The sequence below is a fragment of the Herbaspirillum seropedicae genome, assembly GCF_001040945.1.
In the GTDB taxonomy this organism is placed as follows: Bacteria; Pseudomonadota; Gammaproteobacteria; order Burkholderiales; family Burkholderiaceae_D; genus Herbaspirillum; species Herbaspirillum seropedicae.
On the sequence record NZ_CP011930.1, the window covers coordinates 2783766 to 2803032 of the forward strand.

The following is a 19267-nucleotide window of genomic DNA, read 5'->3' on the forward strand; positions in this document are numbered from 1 at the left end:
GCTGCTCCCCTTGGAGGGTCATGAGGGTGGGTCCGGCAGACGGCTTGTTGTTGGAATTTTCAGCTCACGCCAGTGGCGCCGTCGAGGACAATGCGAATCTTGCGGGCCAGCTCGTCATGGCGATAAGGCTTGTCGAGGACGGGAAACTCACCATCCGCGCCGTGCCGCTCCAATGACTCGCTAGCGTAACCGGTAGTCAATAATACCTTGATCGTGGGCAACATGCGCTTGGCTTCGCGCGCCAGCACCACGCCGTTCATGCTGCCCGGCATGATCAGATCGGTAAAGAGCAGGTCCACCGGACGGCCGGAGCGGATCAGTTGCAGCGCTTCGGCCGGCGAGTTGACCATGCTCACGCGATAGCCCAGGCTTTCCAGCATCGTCTGCGCCAGCTCGGCCACTTCCAGGCGGTCGTCCACGACCAGGATATGTTCCTGTCCGCCCTGGCTCTGGCTGCGGTTGTCGTACTCAAAGCCGCCGCCGACCTGGTCCTGCGTGGCCGGGAAATAAATGGTCACCGTGGTGCCGCCCTCGGCCCCGGAGGTGATGCGCACCGAGCCGCCCGACTGCTTCACGAAACCATACACCATCGACAGGCCCAGGCCAGTGCCCTTGCCCTCGTCCTTGGTGGTGAAGAACGGGTCCATCACGCGCGGCAGGATGTCGGGCGCGATGCCGGGGCCATCATCGGTGACGGCGATGGACACATACAGGCCTTCCTTCAGGCCCAGCTGCACCGCCCGGTCCGGATCGGCCAGGTCTTCGTTGGCAGTGCGGATGCGCACCCGGCCACGGCCATTCATGGCGTCGCGGGCATTGATGAGCACATTCAAGAGCGCCACTTCCATCTGGGTCGGATCCAGCCGGCAATTCCACAGGCCACGGGCCAGCTCGGTCTGCACCGTGATGTCGCCGCCCAGGGTGCGGCTGACCAGGTCCGTGAAGCCCTCGGTGAGCGAGTTGAGGTTGATGGTGCGGCCTTCCAGGCGCTGCTTGCGGGCGAAGGCCAGCAACTGCTGGGTCAGCATGGCGGCCTTGCCGGAGGCCTTGCGGATACTGTCGGCGCTGCGCGCCACCCGCGCCAGGTCGGGCTTGTCGCTGCGCAGGGCGAGGTTGATCATGTCCAGATAGCCGGTGATGACTTGCAAGAGATTGTTGAAGTCGTGGGCGATGCCGCCGGTCAACTGGCCCAGCGCCTCCATCTTGCGCGCCTGTCCCAGCGCCTGCTCGGCGTCACGGCGGCGGCTGATGTCGAGCTGGGAGCTGAAGAAATATTTCAGATTGCCCTGCTGGTCATAGACCGGCGAGATGAACAGCGCATTCCAGAAGGTCGAACCGTTCTTGCGATAGTTCAACAGTTCTGTGGCGATCTCGCGCCGCTCCGCCACCGCCCGCCGCACTTCGGCCACGACCGAGCGGTCGGTCTCCGGGCCTTGCAGGAAGCGGCAGTTCTTGCCGACCACTTCGGCGCTGCTGTAGCCGGTCATGTTGATGAAGGCATTGTTGACGAAGACGATGGGGTTGTCCGGACGATTGGGGTCGGACACGATCATGGGCATGCGCGTCATTTCGACGGCAGCAAAGAAGATGTCGTTGATGTCGTTGCCGACGGCGACCTTGGCCAGGTCATTGCGCACGCCGGCGTCGGTGTAGCGATCGCTGGCACCCTGCGCGGGAGCCTGGGACGGGTTGGTAGGACTGCTGGATGAGCTGGGCATGGTGATCTTCTCCGTATGGCTGGGCTCGCATGCCCTAGGGCAAGATAGGCGAGCGTTTATAGCCAGTTGGACACGATCATGCTCTGCGGTTCCCGCGTAAATGCAACCGCTGGGCGCTCGCTTTGTTACATCTTTGCGCAGGCCTTGTCACAGGCCGGATTGCTGCTGATGAGCTTGGAGACTCGCGGGCGTGCCCGCGGCAACGATGCGGCCTTGATCGAGCAGATAGCCGCGGTCGCAGACCAGGCTGGCGAAGTGCAGATTCTGTTCGCACAGCAGGATGGCGATGCCGCTGCGCTTGAGCTCTTGTATCATCGCCGCCATCTGCTCCACGATCACCGGCGCCACGCCCTCGGAAGGTTCATCCAGCAACAGCAGGCGCGGATTGCCCATGAGCGTGCGGGCAATGGTGAGCATCTGCTGCTCGCCTCCGCTCATGCGTCCGCCAAGACGCTGCGGCATCGCGCCGAGGTTGGGAAAGAGCTCGAACAAGGCCTGCGGCGTCCAGTGCGGTGCGCCGGGGCGCGGCGGCTGGCGACCGGTCTCGAGGTTTTCCAGTACGCTCAGTTCGGTGAAGATGCGACGGTCTTCCGGCACATAGCCCAGTCCCAGCCGCGCGCGCTGATGCGGCGCCAGCTTGCCGATGTCGCGCCCCGCCAGGCGGATCTGCCCTTGGCGGCGCTCCAGCAGGCCCATCAAGGCCTTCAGCGTGGTGGACTTGCCTGCGCCATTACGGCCCATGAGCGCCACCACTTCGCCTGCGCGGATCTCCAGGTCCAGGCCGAAGAGGATGTGGGCATCGGCATACCACCCATGCAGGCCCTGTACCTGCAACAGACACTGGCTCATGCCGCTCCTCCGAAACTGGCGCCACTGCCGAAATAGAGTTCGCGCACCCGGGCATCGGCGCGCACTACGGCAGGCGCGCCATCGGCCACCAGTTGGCCGCGCGCCAGCACCAGGATGCGGTCGGCATGGGCGAACACCACATCCATGCTGTGTTCGGTAAACAGCACTGCGATCCCGCGCTCGTTGACCAGCCTGCGCGTGAGCGCCATGAGCGCTTGCCTTTCCTGCGTGGCCATGCCGGCGGTGGGTTCATCCATGAGCAGCAGACGCGGCGCGTTGGACAGCGCCATGGCCAGTTCGACCCGCTTGATGTCGCCATAGGCCAGCACGGCGCAGGCGCGCTGGGCCTGGGCGGCCATGCCGACCTGGTCGAGCAGCTCCATGGCTTGCTGGCGGAACAGGGAATCGGCCGGACGCCAGAGCTGCCACAGCCGGCGATGATGCGAGAGCAAGGCGGCCTGCACGCTTTGCAGCACCGTCATGGAACTGAAAGCAGCCGATACCTGGAAGGTGCGGCCCACGCCGCGACGCCAGATGCGACGCGCATCCAGCCCGGTGATGGACTGCCCGTCCAGCAATACCTCACCGCGATCCGGACGTAGCTGGCCGTTGATCAGGTTGAAGCAGGTCGATTTGCCCGCGCCATTGGGACCGATCAGCGCCAGCATCTGGCCCGCCGGCAGCGCGAAGGAAAGCTCCTCGAGCGCGGCCACGCCGCCGAAGGACTTGGACAGCTGCTGGACCTGCAGGAGGCTCATGCGCCCTCCCCTGGCCGCCCGGCCCTGCGCCAGGCGCCAGCCAGGCCGCCCGGCAGGAGCAGCACCAGCAACAGGATCACACCGCCCAGCAAGGCGCGCCAATAGTCAGTCTCGCGCGCCACCAGATCTTGCAGCCAGGTGAACACGGAGGCGCCCAGCAGCGGCCCCGCCAGGCTTTGCACGCCACCCAGCAGCACCATCACCAGGCCATCCACGGAACGGTTCACGCCGGCGACTTCGGGCGAGATGCTGCCCTTGGAAAAAGCGAACAACACCCCGGCCAGTCCGCAGAAGAGGCCCGCCAATGCAAAGCCGCCCCATTGCAAGGCGCGCACATCCATGCCCAGCGCCTGCGCGCGCCCCGAGGCATCGCGTGCGGCGCGCAAGGCCAGTCCGAACGGCGCATGGATCACCCGCCGCAGCAGGTAGACGCCCAGCGCGCTGCACAGCAGCGCCAGGTAGTAGTAGGCCAGCGGCGAGGCCAGCGCGGCGGCCGTGCGCAATCCGACCAGCCCATTGCTGCCGCCGGTGAGGTCATCCCATTGATAGATGGCGGCCCAGACGATCTGCGCAAAGGCCAGCGTCAGCATGGCCAGGTAGACGCCGGACAGGCGCACGCAGAACCAGCCGAACAGCAGCGCCGCCAGCATGGCCGTACCGGCCCCGGCCAGCATGGCCAGCGGCATCGGCCATTGCAGGCGCAGCGTGACCAGGGCGGCGGCGTAGGCGCCCAGGCCGAAGTAGGCAGCGTGACCGAAGGACACCATGCCGCCCGGCCCCATCAGGAAATGCAGGCTGGCGGCAAACAGCACGGCCACCAGGATTTCCACCATCAGGACCGGCAGATAAGGGAAGCGCCCGGCCAAGAGGGGCAAGGCCAGCAGCGCTGCCAGCAGCACCATGGCGGCCCAGCGCTCACGCTGGCTGGCCGCGCGCAGCGGCGCTTCGTGATGACTGGCGGCGCGCACCAGCGCCAGCGGCTTGCCCAGCAGCCCCCAGGGCCGCACGACCAGGATCACTGCCATCACCAGGAATTCGGCCACCAGCGTCAGCCGCGACAGCGAGAGTTCGATACCGAAGCACGAGACCGTGCCCAAGGCGATGCACAGCGCCTTGACCTCGGCGATCAGCACGGCCGCTGCGAAAGCGCCACCGATGGAGCCCATGCCGCCGACCACCACCACCACGAAGGCCGTGCCGATGGTATCGAGATCGAGCGCCAGGTTGGCCGGCAGGCGCGGTCCCTGCAGCGCACCGCCCAGGCCTGCCAGAAAGCAGCCCAGCGCAAACACGCCGGTAAACAGCCAGGCCTGGTTCACGCCCAGTGCGCCCAGCATTTCGCGGTCCTGGGTGGCGGCGCGGATGAGTGCGCCCCAGCGGGTACGGTTGAGCAGCAGCCACAGCAGCGCGAACACCAGCGGACCGATGGCCATGAGCAGCAGGTCATACTGCGGCAGACGCCGCCCCAGCACTTGCACCGCCCCAGCGAGGCCGGGTGCGCGCGGCCCGAACAGATCTTCCGGCCCCCAATACCAGAGCGCCGCATCCTTGATCACCAGCACCAGCGCAAAGGTGGCCAGCAACTGGAACAGTTCGGGTGCGCGATAGATGCGGCGCAAGATGGTGAGCTCGACCAGCGCCCCCAGCGCGGCCACCGGCAAGGCCGCCAGCAGCAGCGCCGCCCAGTAACCCCAGGGCGTTGCGCCCAGCCGGTCCACCAGGCTGTAGGCCAGGTACAGGCCCAGCATGTAGAAGGAACCATGGGCGAAGTTGACGATGCGCGTGACGCCGAAGATCAGCGACAGGCCGGCCGCGACCATGAACATGGCAGAGGCGTCGGCCAGGCCATTGAGCAGCTGGACGGCGAGGCTGGCAAGCGTCATGGACTCAGTCCGGCAGGCGGCGGGCGTGGCGCATCACGGGCGCAGCTCAGTCCGGCGCACGCAGCTTCTTCACCTCGGCATCGGGCAACTGCAGCGCCGCGCCATCGATATAGGTGAAGCTGGTCATGACGCCACGGCCCTCCTTGAGGCCGGTGCGGCCCACGAATGCGCCCAGGGTGGATTGATGGTCCTGCGGGCGGTAGACGATGGAGGCCACCGGCGTTTCCACCTTCAAGCCGGAGAAGGCGGCGGCCAGACGGTCGGCGTCGGTGCTGCCGGCCTTGCGCAGGCCGGCGGCGATGGACATCAGCGCGCTATAGCCCACCAGGGAACCGTTGCGCGGATAGTCATTGAATTTCTTGCGATAGGCCTCGACGAACTTCTTGTGTTCCGGCGTGTGGATCGCATACCAGGGGTAACCGGTGACGATCCAGTTCTGCGGTGCTTCGCCCTTGAGGGGATCGAGATACTCGGGCTCGCCCGTCAGCAGCGAGACCACGTCCACCTGCTCGAACAGCCCGCGGGTATTGCCTTCGCGCACGAACTTGCCGAGGTCGGCAGCGAAGAGCGCATTGAAGATGGCGTCCGGCTTGGCGTCGGCCAGCGCCTGGGTGACCGCGCCAGCATCGATCTTGCCCAGCGGCGGCGCCTGTTCGGCGACAAATTCCACGTCCGGCTGGGCCTGCTTCATCAGGGTCTTGAAGCTGGCGACGGCGGACTGGCCGTATTCATAGTTGGGATAGACGATGGCCCAGCGCTTCTTCTTCAACTTGACTGCTTCCTTGACCACCGAGGCAACCAGCATGGAGGTCGAGGGGCGCAGGCGGTAGGTGTACTTGTTGCCGTTCTGCCAGACGATCTTGTCGGTCAGCGGTTCGGCGGCGAGGAAGAAGACCCTGTGCTGCTTGGCGTAATCGGTCAGCGCCAGGCCGGTATTGGAGAGAAAACCGCCAAACAGCAAGGCGACGCGCTCGCGCGCCATCAATTCCTCGGCCACGCGCACCGAGTCGCCGGGGTTGCCGTTGTCGTCGCGGGCGATGACTTCGAGCTTCTTGCCCAGCACGCCGCCGCTGGCATTGATTTCGTCCAGGGCCATTTCCCAGCCCCGGCGGTACGGTTCCAGGAAGGCCGGCTGGGCCTTGTAGCTGTTGATCTCGCCGATCCTGATGGTGTCCTGGGCGCGCGCAGCGACGCTGCCCATGGTTAGCAGAGCGGCGGCCAAGGCCCATCGCAGGCCGCGCTGGAAGTTGAACTGGTTCACGTCATTCCCTTCTGGTGAGATGGCCCGGACAGCGCAGCCCGAGGACGGGCGTAATGATAACCGCTGGGACGCTGACCTGTCCGGCCCGTCGTCGGGTCGGCTGCGGCTTATTTCACGCGCTGCTTTTCCAGCTTGCGCGCCAGGGTGCGTCTATGCATGCCCAGCCGCCGTGCGGTCTCGGAGATGTTGAAGTCGGTGTCCACCAGCACTTCGTGGATGCGCTCCCATTCCAGCGTCTTGATGGAGGTGGCGCGCGCCGGCAACTCGACCTCGGAGACCCCGGCCACGTGGCCGAAGGCGGCTTCGATGTCGTCGGTATTGGAGGGTTTGGCCAGGTATTGGCATGCGCCCAGCTTGATGGCCTCGACCGCCGTGGTGATGCTGGCAAAGCCGGTCAGCACGACGATGAGCATGTCCTCGTCATGGGCGTGCAGCATCTGTACGCAGGCCAGGCCGGAGGCGTTGCCGCCCAGCTTGAGGTCGACCACGGCATAACCCGGACGGTGTTGCTGCAGGTGCTGGGCCGCCTCTTCCTGGCTGGCGGCGAGCAGGACGGTGTAGCCCCGGCGTTCGAACGAGCGCCCCAAGGTGCGTGCGAAGGCGGCGTCATCCTCAATGATCAGAAGCAGGCGATCAGCCGGCATGTTGCATTCCCTATTTCTTCTACTTTCCCAAGGCGCTATTGTAAGGCGAGACGGCCCCGGGCATTGCCGCCATCAGAAGAAAAAGGAAATGATTCGCGTCAAAGGCTGGTCAGGCCTGGCTTGCGGCACATCAAGCACCGCTCGGAAAAGCGGGTGTCGCGCTGCCGACGACAGGCTCGGCGTCGGCTTCCAGGCTGATGGCCGACAGCGGCAGCTCCAGCGTCACGCGTGCGCCCGCACCGGGCAGGTTGCTGGCCCAGACCCGTCCGCCCAGCTTGCGCGCGACGTTGACCACGAAGAACAGGCCCAGGCCGCGCCCCGGCTTGCCCTTGGTGGACTGGTAGGGCTTGCCGATCTGGTTGATCATCCATTCCGGGAAGCCCGGTCCCTGGTCGGAGACCTCCATGAGCAGCAAGCCCCCTTCCCGCCGCACTTCCAGCGACAGCCAGTGCGGCGAGACCTCGAAGGCATTGTCCAGCACATTGCCCAGCATCTGCTTGATGGCCGAGTCGAAGGCTACCGGCAGGTCTTGCCCGATCAGGTTCTGGTAATCGAACACTGCCACCGGACGGCTCTTGCGCCAGTCCTCGGCGACGCTGTCGAGGAAGGTGTTGAGGGTGGTCTTGATGGAAGACTCGCCGCGCGCCTGCCCGGCCGAGAGCAGCACGCCGCTGACGATGGATTTGCAGCGCTGCAGCTGTGCTTCCATTTCGGCGATGTCGTCCAGCATGTCCTGGCGCTGGCTGATCTCGGGCATGCGCTTCCAGTCGCCCAGGATCACCGACACCGTGGCCAGGGGCGTGCCCAGCTCGTGGGCGGCGCCCGAGGCGAGCAAGCCCATGCGCACGATGTGATCCTCTTCGGCGGCGCGCTGGCGCAGGTCGGCCAGCAAGGCGTCGCCGGCGCGCAGGTTGCTGCTGATGCGGGTGATGAAGAACACCATCAGCCCGGCATTGAGCAGGAAGCAGATCAGCGTGCCTTCCACATACAGGCTCAGCAGCCCCGCATTGTGGTCCGGCGGCAGCGCCAGCGGCTCGGAGAACAGCGCCAGCCCGGCCAGGCAGAGCATGGTCACGCCGACGATGGCCCAGCTCGACCAGGGCTTGAGCAGCACGGCCGAGAGGATGATCTGCATCAGGTACAGGAAGGCGAAGGGATTGGTGATGCCGCCGCTGAGATAGAGCTGGAAGGTCAGCACCGCCACATCCACCAGCAAGGCCAGGAACAGCTCGGCATTGGTGGCGATGCGCCGCTCGTGCCAGCGCAGGTGGCTGGCGATGTTGAAGGCCACCAGGCAGGACAGCACTTCCAGCATGTGCGGCAGCGGCAGGTGCAGGTCGAACACCAGCACCACGAAGGCGATGGTGGACACCTGCCCCAGCACCGCCAGCCAGCGCAGCTGGATCAGCAGCAGCATGTTCTGGTGGCCGGCCGGGTTCTGTTCGCCCTGGCGCAGGCGCTGCCAGCGTTCCCTCAGCGTCCTGCGCTTGGCGACGGCGTCGGCGGCGGTCATCTCGGTCAGCCCTGCGACGGTGACTGCGACTGGGCTTGGCGGATGCGCTCGCGCCAGCGCCGCTCGTCACGGATCAACCAATAGCCCGCGCCCAGCGACATCAGGGCCAGCGCGTACCAGGTCAGCGCGTAGATCAGATGGCTGTTGTGGAAGGCGATCACGGTCAGTCCGCCGACCGGTTTTTGCGCATCCGGCGCGACGGCGGCGTTGGCCTCGGCCGAGGCCTTGTCGGCATCGACGAAGTACGGCGCCACCGAGGTCAGTCCCTTGGCCTGGGCAATCGCCTGGACATCGCGGGAATACCAGCGGCTCTGGGCCGCATCATTGCTGCGCAGGAAGCCGCCCTTGGGCTCGCTCATGCGCAACAGCCCGGTGACTTCAGCATTCTGGCCTGCCGGCGCGTCGGCCAGGCTGGCCTCGGCCAGCTTGAGCGGCGAGACGCCGACGAATCCACGATTGACCAGCACCACCTCGCCATCGGCCAATTGCAGGGGCGTGAGCAGCCACGCGCCGCTGCCCAGGTCGGTGCTGGCCTGCACGGCCACGGTCTTGCTGTAGAGATAGCGGCCGGTGAGGACCACGCGCTTGTACTCATCGCGCTGCGCCGAGACCTGCGGCCACAGGGCCGGGCCCGGAGGCGCCACGGGAGCGGCGTGCACGCGTGCATCGACCTTGGCGATCAGGTCCAGCTTCCATTGCAGGCGATAGACCTGCCAGCTTCCCAGCGCCGCGAAGACCAGAAAGAAAAATCCCGCCAAGAGGGTCAGCAACAGCAGGCTGGCCTTTGTGCGGGATACCGGGACGGCTTGCGCCGCCCCGCTTTCTTTGCCTTGCTTCACGCCATTGATTGGCGTCTGGCTCATTTCGATTGGGGCGCGCTATGTTGCATACCCTGCATGCCCTGCATCGACTGGGGAACCGTCTCGGTGGGCATGTTTTCCGGCGACATGGTCGGCATCATGTTGTGGTTCAGGTGGTACATGACCCACAGCGAACCGGCCAGCGTGATGACCACGATGACGATGGTAAAGATCATCGCCAGCATGTTCCAGCCGCCTTCGGACTTGCCGTTCATGTGCAGGAAGTACTTGATGTGGACCACGATCTGCACGGCCGCCAAGGCCAGCAGCACGATGCCCATGGTCGCCGAGCTGGAGATGGACTTGTTCATCACCAGCCAGAACGGGATCGCGGTGAGGATCACGGCCAGCACGAAGCCGGTGACGTAATCCTTCATCGTGCCGTGGGCGGCGTGGTCGCCATGACCATGACCGTGGTCATGGTCGTCGTGGTGGCCCATCGGTCGGGCCGGGTGTTCTTGGTGGCCGCGGCTCATGGCAGGACTCCCATCAGATAGACAAAGGTGAAGACGCCGATCCAGACCACGTCCAGGAAGTGCCAGAACATGGACAGGCACATCAGGCGACGGCCGTTGGCTTCGGTCAGACCATGCTTGTTGATCTGGAACAGCAGCACGACCAGCCAGATGATGCCGAAGGTCACGTGCAGACCGTGGGTGCCGACCAGCGCGAAGAACGAGGTCAGGAAGCCGCTACGGGTCGGGCCCGCGCCTTCGTGGATCAGGTGCAGGAACTCATAGAGTTCGAAGTAGATGAAGCCAGCGCCCAGCAGACCAGTGATGATCAGCCAGAAGATGGTGTTCTGCTGCTTCTTGGCCTGCATGGCCAGCATGGCGAAACCGTAGGTGATCGACGACAGCAGCAGCAGCGCGGTGTTCAGCGCCACCAGCGGCAGGTCGAACAGCTCGGCGCCGGTCGGACCGCCTGCATAGTTGCGGCCCAGCACGGCGTAGCACGCAAACAGGCAGGCGAAGATCAGGCAATCGCTCATCAGGTAGATCCAGAAGCCCAGCAGGGTGCCGTTCTCCGGATGGTGATGGCGGACGAAATAGCGCGAGCTAGGCGTCGCGTCGGCCGTGTGGTTGATTGCTTCAGACATGGCTATTCAACAGACGTGTGCGCTCTGCTTCGACACGGACGACTTCGTCGGCCGGGATGTAGTAGTCGCGGTTGTAATTAAAGGTGTGGATGATGGTGGCGGCAACCAGAACAACGAAGGTCGCCACAGCCGGCAGCCACATGTGCCAGATCAGGGTGAAGCCCAGCACTGCCGACAGCGCAGCGATGATGAAGCCGGCACCGGTGTTCTTGGGCATGTGGATTTCCACGAAATCACCCAGCGGACGCTGATACTTGTTCTTCTTCATGTCAGCCCAGGCGTCGTTGTCATGCACGACCGGGGTGAAGGCGAAGTTGTAGGCAGGCGGCGGCGAGGAAGTCGACCATTCCAGTGTACGGCCGTTCCACGGGTCGCCGGTCACATCGGCCAGCTTCTTGCGGTCGCGGATGGAGACAGCGATCTGGATGATGAAGGAACCGATGCCCAGGGCGATCAGGCCAGCGCCGATGGCGGCGACCACGAACCAGATCTGCAGCGACGGATCGTCGAAGTGGCTCATGCGGCGGGTCACGCCCATCAGGCCCAGCACGTACAGAGGCATGAAGGCCAGGTAGAAACCGACCAGCCAGAACCAGAACGAGCACTTGCCCCAGAACTCATTGAGCTTGAAGCCGAAGGCCTTCGGGAACCAGAAGTTGATGCCGGCGAACATGCCGAACACCACGCCGCCGATGATGACGTTGTGGAAGTGGGCGATCAGGAACAGCGAGTTGTGCAGCACGAAGTCAGCCGGGGGAACGGCCAGCAGCACGCCGGTCATGCCGCCGATGACGAAGGTCACCATGAAGCCGATGGTCCACAGCATGGGGACTTCGAAGCGGATGCGGCCACGGTACATCGTGAAGAGCCAGTTGAAGATCTTGGCGCCGGTCGGGATCGAGATGATCATCGTGGTGATGCCGAAGAACGAGTTCACGCTGGCGCCCGAACCCATGGTGAAGAAGTGGTGCAGCCACACCAGGTAGGACAGGATGGTGATCACCACGGTCGCGTAGACCATGGAGGTGTAGCCGAACAGGCGCTTGCCGCTGAAGGTCGAGACGATTTCAGAGAAGATGCCGAAGGCCGGCAGCACCAGGATGTAGACCTCGGGGTGGCCCCAGATCCAGATCAGGTTCACGTACATCATGGCGTTGCCGCCCATGTCGTTGGTGAAGAAGTTGGTGCCGAAGACGCGGTCCAGGGACAGCATGGCCAGCACGGCGGTCAGCACCGGGAAGGCCGCCACGATCAGGACGTTGGTGCACAGCGAGGTCCAGGTGAAGACCGGCATCTTCATCATGTTCATGCCCGGGGCGCGCATCTTGACGATGGTCACCACCAGGTTGATCCCTGATAGCAATGTCCCTACCCCGGCCACCTGCAAGGCCCAGATGTAGTAGTCCACCCCCACGTCAGGGCTGTACAGGATGCCCGACAGCGGCGGGTAGGCCAGCCAGCCGGTGCGGGCGAATTCGCCCACGAACAGCGAGGCCATCACCAGCAGTGCGCCGAAGGTGGTCATCCAGAAGCTGAAGTTGTTCAGGAACGGGAAGGCCACGTCGCGCGCACCGATCTGCAGGGGCACGACGTAGTTCATCAGACCGGTCACCAGGGGCATGGCCACGAAGAAGATCATGATCACGCCGTGGGCGGTGAACACCTGGTCATAGTGGTGCGGCGGCAGGAAGCCGGCGTTGTCGCCGAAGGCGATGGCCTGCTGCGCGCGCATCATCACCGCGTCGGCAAAGCCACGCAGCAGCATGACGATGGCCAGCACGATGTACATGATGCCGATGCGCTTGTGGTCGATACTGGTGAACCAGTCGCGCCAGAGCATGCCCCACAGGCGATATTTGGTGAGCAGGCCCAGTACCACTATGCCGCCCAGCGCCACCATGGCGAAGGTACCGATCAGGATCGGCTCATGGTATGGAATCGCTTCCAGACTGAGGCGACCGAAGATCAGCTTTATCAGGTCAAAATTGTCAGACATCTTTACTTCCCGGGGAAAAAGGAAATGGGGGCGCAGCGGTGTTCTGCTGCGCTGATACGGCTACCAGGCAAGGAAATCATTCGGCCTTTTGCTGGCCCGGTTTCACGTTCAGGTCGGTGGCCATCATCTTGTCCATGCAAACCGTATTGGGTGCTACGCAACGGTTCACGATGGCGTGGAACAGATTGGGCTCGGTGCTGCCGATCAAGCGGGCAGGTTCACGTTCGCTCGGCTGTTCCAGCTTCAGGTACTCGGCACGGTCCAGCTTGCCCGAGCCAGCCTTGGCTTTTTGCACCCAGGCGTCGAAACCAGCCTGGTCCAGGCCGTGGAACTTGAAGCGCATGTGCGAGAAGCCGGCGCCGCTGTAGTTGGCCGAGAAGCCTTCATACTCGCCGGCCTTGTTGATGACGGCGTGCAGCTTGGTTTCCATGCCCGGCATGGCGTAGATCTGGCCAGCCAGTGCGGGAATGTAGAACGAGTTCATCACGCTGGATGCGGTGATCTTGAACTGGATGGGCACATCCACCGGCGCGGCCAGCTCATTGACGGTAGCAATGCCTTGCTCCGGATAGATGAACAGCCACTTCCAGTCCAGCGCCACCACTTCCACCACCAGCGGCTTGACCTGGGGCGACAGCGGGCGCTCGGCGTCGATGCGCGAGAGCGGACGGTACGGGTCCAGGGTGTGGGTGGTGATCCAGGTCAGCAGGCCCAAGGCGATGATGATCAGCAGGGGTGCGCCCCAGATGACCAGCTCCAGACGGGTCGAGTGATCCCAATCCGGCTCATAGGGAGCGGAAGTGTTGCTCTTGCGATAACGCCATGCGAACAGCAGCGTCAGGATGATCACCGGGACGATGATGAGCAGCATCAGCGCGGTCGAGATGATGATCAGGCGCGCTTGCTGGTTAGCGATGTCGCCGGAGGGATTCATCACGACGGTGTTGCACCCAGCCAACAGAAGCGCAGGAAGCAGGAGCAGTCCGCGACGGAGGATTTGAGAAACCATGAAGGAAAATTCCAGTCGTATGTATCAGAGCGTGGTAATGTAACGCCAATAAAGTGTGTTGGCGATTGGACGTTTTGTCCCACCCTGTTAGCTGCCACCTGGCAGGTTGGGATTGGTAGTACGTACTGCGACTAAACCTCTAACAGTGGGAGACACAGCCATGGCAAGCACCAGCATCCACAACGGTCAAGGTTCGGGCGAATTAGGACCGCACTCCACCCACCCTTCCACTTCGCACGACCACGGCAAGATCGAACCCGGTGAGATCGCGGTCGGCGTGGTCATCGGACGAGCGTCCGAATACTTCGATTTCTTCGTCTATGCACTAGCTTCGGTGCTGGTGTTCCCGGCGGTATTCTTCCCCAACGAACCCAAGCTGGAAGGCACGCTCTACGCCTTCGTGATCTTCGCCTTCGCCTTCCTGGCCCGTCCCATCGGGACGACCATCTTCATGGCGATACAAAAGCACTACGGCCGAGAGGTGAAACTGACGCTGGCGTTGTTCATGCTCGGCTTTTCGACTGCGGGCATTGCGTTATTGCCAACTTTTGAACACATTGGTGTCTGGGCCATCATCTTGCTCTCGCTGTTGCGGGTTGGTCAAGGACTGGCGCTGGGCGGGGCCTGGGATGGGCTGCCTTCGTTGCTGGCGATGAACGCTCCCCAGCACAAGCGCGGCTGGTACGCTGCGCTGGGCCAGCTGGGCGCACCGCTGGGCTTCGTGGTGGCGGCCAGCCTGTTTGCCTACATGCTCTCCAGCCTGACCACGGCGGATTTCCTTGAATGGGGCTGGCGCTATCCCTTCTATGTGGCCTTTGCCATCAACGTGGTCGCCCTGTTCTCGCGCCTGCGCCTGGTGTCGGCCCCGGAATACGCCAAGCTGCTCGATGAGCGCGAGCTGGAGCCCGCCGGCGTGGTCGAGCTGGCCACCACCCAGGGCCGCAACATCATCATTGGCGCCCTGGCGGCCCTGGCCAGCTATGCGCTGTTCCACCTGGTGACGGTGTTCCCGCTGTCCTGGATCAAGCTGTATTCGCTGCGCGAGGCCACCGATTTCCTGGTGGTGCAGATCTGGGGCGGCCTCATCATGGCCGTGGGCATCGTGATCTCCGGCCTGATCGCTGACCGCTTCGGCCGCCGCAATACGCTGGGTTCGATGGCCCTGCTCATCGCCATCCTCTCGGCCTTCGTCCCGACCCTGATGAATGGCGGCGAAGCCGGCCAGAATACCTTCATCCTGATCGGCTTCGCCCTGCTGGGCCTGTCCTACGGCCAGGCTGCCGGCGCGGTGACGGCCAACTTCAAGGCCCGCTATCGCTATACCGGCGCCGCCCTGACCTCCGATCTGGCCTGGCTGGTCGGCGCCGGCTTCGCTCCGCTGGTGGCGCTGGGCCTGTCGGCGCACTTCGGCATGGCTTACGTGAGCTTCTACCTGCTCTCCGGCGCAGTCGGCTCGCTGGCCGCGCTGAGCCTGAACCGTGCGCTGGAGGCGCGTGACGACTGACGCTCCGGCGCCATCCCGGAAAACCAAAACCCGGAGGCCTGCCTCCGGGTTTTTCTTTGGCGTCTCCCCAGCGACTGCTTCAGGATCTCAGGCCTCATCCAGGTCAGGCGCTGCTGCGCCACTGACCAGTTCGTGGACGAACCGCAGTTTTCCCAGCACCGGCGTCGACAAGGTGAAGGGATAGGAATCCGGCATGCCGATGCTGCGGTTCAGACTGTTGAGCACGTAGGTCAGCGCAAACCACTCCCGCGCCAGCTCATCGAAGGACCCGGCCGCCGTCGGCGGGGCCGGAATGACCAGCTTCTGCTCGCCGGCATGGCGCGGCCGCAGCTGTACCCCGCAGGCGTAGGCGGTCTCCAGCGTATCGAACATGTGCAGGTAATGCGCCCAGGTCTCGGCCCAGTCCTCCCAGGGATGACTGCTGGCATAGGCGCTGACGAACTGCTCTTCCCAGTCTGCGCGGGGACCGTTTTCATAGTGTTTCTGCAGGGCCGCGCCATAGTCTTCGCGCTCGTCGCCGAAGCGCTGGCGGAACGGCTCCAGCCAGGCGCTGCCGGCCACCAGCCGGTCAAAGTAGTAATGCCCGCTCTCGTGACGGAAATGCCCTAGCAGCGTGCGATAGGGCTCGGCCATCTGCTCGCGCGCCTGCTCCCGGTAGGCCGGATCGGCCTCGGCGATGTTGATGGTGATGACGCCATCGGCATGCCCGGTCAGCACGCGCTCGCCATGCGGCTGGTCCTGCAGGAACTCGAAGGCCAGCCCGGACTGCTCGTCTTCCATCTTCGGCGCCGGCTGCAGGCGCAAGGTCCACAGCGTATGCAGCAGTCGCCGCTTGGCCGTCTCCAGCCGGCTCCAGAGGACGCGGTTGTTGCCCTCATCCAGCGTCGGGATCACCCGGGTGAGACGGCAGGAGGCGCATAGCTCATGCGTTTCCTGCTCGTCGAGCATCCAGTTGCAGATGTTCTCGCGCCAGTAGTTCAGGCATTGCTTGAACACCCTGCCCTCATTTTCCGGCCGGACGCTGCGCCAGCGGCCTGGCCCTGGCTCTGCGCCGCTCTCGGCTGCCGGCGTCTCCAGCGCGGAAAAGCTGGTGATGGACTGTAGCTCGGGCTGATAGCCGAGCATCCAGCCACAACTTCCACAGACGGTGTTCTCGAAGAAGACCTGCGCGCCGCAATTGTCGCAATGAAAGGTGTTCATCGACTTCCCCCTTATCGTGATGGCCGCCCCGTGCCGGGGCGCGCTTCAGGCATTGGAAGAGAAATGTGACATTACGTTCCTGCATCTCCCCGGACAACCGCCGCAACGTCCACTTCCGTGAACACAAAGTTGTCCTTGTCAGGCAAACTTGCTACCATTGCGCCGCAGGAGATGGCATTCCTCCTCAAACCGCCGCCAAGTCCAGCTTGGGGCTGATGATGCCTACAGTGACCTGGCAACCCGGGGCTGTAGGTATTCGCCTGTAGCTTTCCCGCCTCGTGTTCCAGGAAGATCCACCCGATACCTGGTCACATGAAAAATCACCATTATCCAGAACAGCTCTACCTGCTGCCCTACATCGGCAAATGGACGCTGATTGCCTGCCTCATCGCCGCGCTGGCGGGCTCCGCTTCGGCCTTCTTCCTCTTCGCACTGGACTGGGCCACCCACTGGCGCGAGCGCCACGCCTGGATCATCTGGCTGCTGCCTCTGGGCGGCTTTGCGGTGGGCTGGCTGTACCTGCATACCGGCAAGCCGGTCGAGGCCGGCAACAACCTGCTCATCGATGAAATCCACGATCCGCGCAAGGTGATCCCGCTGCGCATGGCCCCGCTGGTATTGCTGGGCACCGTGGCCTCACACCTCTTCGGCGCATCGGTCGGGCGCGAAGGCACGGCCGTGCAGATGGGCGGCGCGCTGGCCGACCAGCTCACCCACCTCCTGCGGCTGCGCCCGGAGGATAGGCGCATCCTGCTCATGGCGGGTATCAGCGCGGGCTTTTCCTCGGTCTTCGGCACGCCCATGGCGGGCGCCATCTTCGGACTGGAGGTGCTGGCCATTGGGCGCATGCGCTATGAGGCCATCTTTCCCTGCTTCGTCGCCGCCATCGCCGCCGACCAGGTCGGTCTGGCCTGGGGCGTGCACCATACCCACTACGCCATGAACGCCAGCGCCCCCATGGCGCTGTGGAGCGTGGCTGCGGTGATCGCCGCTGGTGTGGTGTTCGGCCTGGCGGGGATGATCTTTGCCAACAGCACCCACACCCTGTCGGCCTTCATGAAACGCCATGTCAGCTATGCGCCGCTGCGCCCGTTCATCGGCGGCTTCATCGTCGCCCTGGCGGTGTGGGCGGTCGGCACCCATCGCTATATCGGCCTGGGCATTCCCGTGATCGTCGAGGCCTTCCAGCAACCGCTGGCGCCCTGGGACTTCCTGGGCAAGATGGTCTTTACGGTGACCTCGTTGGGCAGCGGTTTCAAGGGGGGCGAAGTCACGCCCCTGTTCTACATCGGCGCAACCCTGGGCAATGCGCTGGCGCCACTGCTGCATCTGCCCTTCCCGCTGCTGGCCGGGATCGGTTTCGTGGCGGTCTTCGCCGGCGCGGCCAACACGCCGCTGGCCTCTACCATCATGGCCATCGAACTGTTCGGTCCCCAGATCGGCCCCTTTGCCGCGTTGGCCTGCGTGGTCGCCTATCTGTTCTCGGGCCACACCGGCATCTATCATGCCCAGCGCGTCGGCCAGGCCAAGCTGGGCTTGCTGCCCAAGGGGCTCAGGATCGGAGAGGTGGGCGGCTACCGGCGCAAGCTCTCCGCAGCGCCGGCCGAACAGGCCAGCGAACTCGACCAGCACCGGAAATAGGAACGTTCAGGGCAGTTTTTCAGAGGCGGCAACAGGGCTTGCGCCCTCTGCCGGCTTGACCCAGACCACATCGTCATTGATGACGTAGAGGGCGCAGGGCTCAGGCGAATTCTTCTGGCAGTTCTGCAAGGCCCGTTCCGAAGGATTCTCACCATTCACGGCCCAGCCTACGTGGTTGGACGAGGAAATCGCAAACGCCCGTGGCGCGTGCATGGCGAGAAACTTCTCATACAGCGCACGGGTTTTCTCGTTCAGGTAAGGAACCGCCGCGCTGTCTTCCAGGTTGGCGTAACCGCTGCCGGGCAACTCCCCGGTGAGCCTGACGGTCTTTTCGGTGGGCATACCGACCTGCTTGAGCAGCGCCTCCGTGGGCGGCCACCAGATAGGAATGCCGTCGCGGCTGCCGCTCATGCCATGGGCGTCGCTCTTGAAGGGGCCGAAGGCCACCAGCGTGGCCGGGCCGCCCGCCTTGGTGTAGGCCTCATACATGCGGGCCGCCAGCTCGGGATTGAAATAGCTGTCGTTCTCGCCGTAGAACCAGAGACTGGGAATGCGGGTGCGGCTGCCAAAGACGCCAAAGGCATCGACCAAGGCCGATTTCCAGATGCAACCGGTGGCGTCGTAGCGCAAGCCCCCGGCAAAATTGAGCAAGGCCCGCACCCCCGGCGGATTACGCTCGCCAAAGGCCATCGTGGTCAGGCCGCCATGCGACTGGCCCATGATGATGACCCGGTCCTTGTCCACCCAGGCTTGCTGGCGCGCATAGTCCAGCGCCGCCTGGAGATCGTCGGCCTGGGCCTCGCCATTGCCGCGGATGTTGCAGCCGCCATCCACGTACATCCCGCCGGACCTGGAAAAACCCTTGCGCATCGGCAGCAGGACGGCATAGCCGCGCCGCACGAACTCGGTGGCCATCACCACGCTACGGCCACGCGGCTGGAAGGCCGGATTGCCCGGCGATTTGCCGTGGTTGATGATCAGCAGCGGAAATGGCCCCTCCCCCGGCGGCCTGAACAGCGTGGTCTCGAGCTTGACGGAGAAGATTCCCGTCCCTGAAGGAATCATGATGACTTCTTCGCGCAAGGCCTTGTTCAGCGGCGGTTCGGCCGCCCACGATGGATGCTGCAGGAGACACCCCAGCAGCAATACGGCGACGATCTTGATCTTCATCTTGTAGTCGTTGTGATGGTCTTGTCTGCGCGACGCCCGCCCCGGCAAGCGCCCCCTGACGCTGGAGCCGAGCGCCACTCCCCTGGAGATATTTGCACAATGGTCTGACAGAGGGCTGACCGCGCCCCCTCGTTCTGAATAATGTTGCGGTGTGATGCAAAA

16 protein-coding genes and 1 riboswitch are annotated in these 19267 nt (G+C 64.2%); of the genes, 2 read left to right on the forward strand and 14 right to left on the reverse strand.

What is annotated here, in order from left to right; translation table 11 throughout:
* Nucleotides 1–59: 59 nt before the first annotated feature.
* The 12 genes from ACP92_RS12235 to cyoA form a co-directional block, all read right to left on the reverse strand.
* A complete protein-coding gene (locus ACP92_RS12235) occupies nt 60–1718 on the reverse strand; it encodes a hybrid sensor histidine kinase/response regulator (protein ID WP_013234431.1) in 1659 nt (552 codons plus the stop codon).
* Nucleotides 1719–1865: 147 nt separating this feature from the next.
* Entirely contained in the window at nt 1866–2567 is a 702-nt protein-coding gene (locus ACP92_RS12240) for an ABC transporter ATP-binding protein (RefSeq protein WP_013234432.1), read from the reverse strand.
* Nucleotides 2564–3325: an ABC transporter ATP-binding protein gene (locus ACP92_RS12245; protein ID WP_013234433.1), complete on the reverse strand. Its 762-nt coding sequence runs from the start codon at nt 3323–3325 to the stop codon at nt 2564–2566. Before ACP92_RS12245 ends, ACP92_RS12240 begins: the two co-directional genes overlap by 4 nt.
* On the reverse strand, nt 3322–5208 hold the full coding sequence (locus tag ACP92_RS12250) for an ABC transporter permease (protein WP_013234434.1): 1887 nt from the start codon (nt 5206–5208) through the stop codon (nt 3322–3324). The genes ACP92_RS12245 and ACP92_RS12250 overlap by 4 nt, the downstream gene beginning before the upstream one ends.
* 46 nt (nt 5209–5254) lie before the next feature.
* Nucleotides 5255–6409, reverse strand: a complete 1155-nt coding sequence (locus ACP92_RS12255; RefSeq protein WP_216665964.1) for an ABC transporter substrate-binding protein — start codon at nt 6407–6409, stop codon at nt 5255–5257.
* Nucleotides 6410–6576: 167 nt separating this feature from the next.
* Nucleotides 6577–7113 (reverse strand): response regulator transcription factor, encoded by a 537-nt coding sequence (locus tag ACP92_RS12260; protein ID WP_013234436.1) that lies wholly within the window; start codon nt 7111–7113, stop codon nt 6577–6579.
* A 130-nt stretch (nt 7114–7243) separates the two neighbouring features.
* On the reverse strand, nt 7244–8626 hold the full coding sequence (locus tag ACP92_RS12265; protein WP_013234437.1) for an ATP-binding protein: 1383 nt from the start codon (nt 8624–8626) through the stop codon (nt 7244–7246).
* A 5-nt stretch (nt 8627–8631) separates the two neighbouring features.
* Nucleotides 8632–9489, reverse strand: a complete 858-nt coding sequence (locus tag ACP92_RS12270) for an SURF1 family protein (protein ID WP_013234438.1) — start codon at nt 9487–9489, stop codon at nt 8632–8634.
* Complete coding sequence (cyoD, locus tag ACP92_RS12275; protein WP_013234439.1) at nt 9486–9962, reverse strand: cytochrome o ubiquinol oxidase subunit IV; 477 nt, start codon at nt 9960–9962, stop codon at nt 9486–9488. The genes ACP92_RS12270 and cyoD overlap by 4 nt, the downstream gene beginning before the upstream one ends.
* Nucleotides 9959–10585, reverse strand: a complete 627-nt coding sequence (gene cyoC / locus ACP92_RS12280) for a cytochrome o ubiquinol oxidase subunit III (RefSeq protein WP_013234440.1) — start codon at nt 10583–10585, stop codon at nt 9959–9961. The genes cyoD and cyoC overlap by 4 nt, the downstream gene beginning before the upstream one ends.
* Nucleotides 10578–12581 carry a cytochrome o ubiquinol oxidase subunit I gene (gene cyoB / locus ACP92_RS12285; protein WP_013234441.1) on the reverse strand — a complete coding sequence of 668 codons (2004 nt, stop codon included), beginning with the start codon at nt 12579–12581 and terminating at the stop codon, nt 10578–10580. The genes cyoC and cyoB overlap by 8 nt, the downstream gene beginning before the upstream one ends.
* 76 nt (nt 12582–12657) lie before the next feature.
* Complete coding sequence (gene cyoA, locus ACP92_RS12290; RefSeq protein WP_013234442.1) at nt 12658–13590, reverse strand: ubiquinol oxidase subunit II; 933 nt, start codon at nt 13588–13590, stop codon at nt 12658–12660.
* A gap of 160 nt (nt 13591–13750) precedes the next feature.
* On the opposite strand from cyoA, the gene ACP92_RS12295 reads away from it, so the two are divergent.
* Nucleotides 13751–15094: an MFS transporter gene (locus ACP92_RS12295; RefSeq protein WP_013234443.1), complete on the forward strand. Its 1344-nt coding sequence runs from the start codon at nt 13751–13753 to the stop codon at nt 15092–15094.
* Between the two features lie 87 nt (nt 15095–15181).
* Here the strand turns inward: ACP92_RS12295 and ACP92_RS12300 are convergent, their stop codons facing one another.
* Nucleotides 15182–16294: a zinc-binding metallopeptidase family protein gene (locus tag ACP92_RS12300; protein ID WP_013234444.1), complete on the reverse strand. Its 1113-nt coding sequence runs from the start codon at nt 16292–16294 to the stop codon at nt 15182–15184.
* Between the two features lie 158 nt (nt 16295–16452).
* Nucleotides 16453–16526, forward strand: a riboswitch (Fluoride riboswitch).
* An 80-nt stretch (nt 16527–16606) separates the two neighbouring features.
* Here ACP92_RS12300 and ACP92_RS12305 point away from each other — a divergent pair.
* Nucleotides 16607–17935 carry a voltage-gated chloride channel family protein gene (locus tag ACP92_RS12305; RefSeq protein ID WP_013234445.1) on the forward strand — a complete coding sequence of 443 codons (1329 nt, stop codon included), beginning with the start codon at nt 16607–16609 and terminating at the stop codon, nt 17933–17935.
* 6 nt (nt 17936–17941) lie between these two features.
* On the opposite strand, the gene ACP92_RS12310 is transcribed toward ACP92_RS12305, so the two are convergent.
* Nucleotides 17942–19105: a dienelactone hydrolase family protein gene (locus tag ACP92_RS12310; protein ID WP_048348560.1), complete on the reverse strand. Its 1164-nt coding sequence runs from the start codon at nt 19103–19105 to the stop codon at nt 17942–17944.
* Between the last annotated feature and the right edge of the window lie 162 nt (nt 19106–19267).

Excerpts from the sequence above, each read along its gene's own strand:
- ACP92_RS12265 (WP_013234437.1), bottom strand. The coding sequence starts at position 8,626 with ATGACCGCCGCCGACGCCGTCGCCAAGCGCAGGACGCTGAGGGAACGC.
- ACP92_RS12300 (WP_013234444.1), bottom strand. The coding sequence starts at position 16,294 with ATGAACACCTTTCATTGCGACAATTGCGGCGCGCAGGTCTTCTTCGAG.
- ACP92_RS12235 (WP_013234431.1), bottom strand. The coding sequence starts at position 1,718 with ATGCCCAGCTCATCCAGCAGTCCTACCAACCCGTCCCAGGCTCCCGCG.
- cyoA (WP_013234442.1), bottom strand. The coding sequence starts at position 13,590 with ATGGTTTCTCAAATCCTCCGTCGCGGACTGCTCCTGCTTCCTGCGCTT.
- ACP92_RS12295 (WP_013234443.1), top strand. The coding sequence starts at position 13,751 with ATGGCAAGCACCAGCATCCACAACGGTCAAGGTTCGGGCGAATTAGGA.
- ACP92_RS12260 (WP_013234436.1), bottom strand. The coding sequence starts at position 7,113 with ATGCCGGCTGATCGCCTGCTTCTGATCATTGAGGATGACGCCGCCTTC.
- ACP92_RS12305 (WP_013234445.1), top strand. The coding sequence starts at position 16,607 with ATGAAAAATCACCATTATCCAGAACAGCTCTACCTGCTGCCCTACATC.
- ACP92_RS12250 (WP_013234434.1), bottom strand. The coding sequence starts at position 5,208 with ATGACGCTTGCCAGCCTCGCCGTCCAGCTGCTCAATGGCCTGGCCGAC.
- ACP92_RS12255 (WP_216665964.1), bottom strand. The coding sequence starts at position 6,409 with ATGGGCAGCGTCGCTGCGCGCGCCCAGGACACCATCAGGATCGGCGAG.
- cyoD (WP_013234439.1), bottom strand. The coding sequence starts at position 9,962 with ATGAGCCGCGGCCACCAAGAACACCCGGCCCGACCGATGGGCCACCAC.
- ACP92_RS12240 (WP_013234432.1), bottom strand. The coding sequence starts at position 2,567 with ATGAGCCAGTGTCTGTTGCAGGTACAGGGCCTGCATGGGTGGTATGCC.
- ACP92_RS12245 (WP_013234433.1), bottom strand. The coding sequence starts at position 3,325 with ATGAGCCTCCTGCAGGTCCAGCAGCTGTCCAAGTCCTTCGGCGGCGTG.
- cyoC (WP_013234440.1), bottom strand. The coding sequence starts at position 10,585 with ATGTCTGAAGCAATCAACCACACGGCCGACGCGACGCCTAGCTCGCGC.
- ACP92_RS12270 (WP_013234438.1), bottom strand. The coding sequence starts at position 9,489 with ATGAGCCAGACGCCAATCAATGGCGTGAAGCAAGGCAAAGAAAGCGGG.
- ACP92_RS12310 (WP_048348560.1), bottom strand. The coding sequence starts at position 19,105 with ATGAAGATCAAGATCGTCGCCGTATTGCTGCTGGGGTGTCTCCTGCAG.
- cyoB (WP_013234441.1), bottom strand. The coding sequence starts at position 12,581 with ATGTCTGACAATTTTGACCTGATAAAGCTGATCTTCGGTCGCCTCAGT.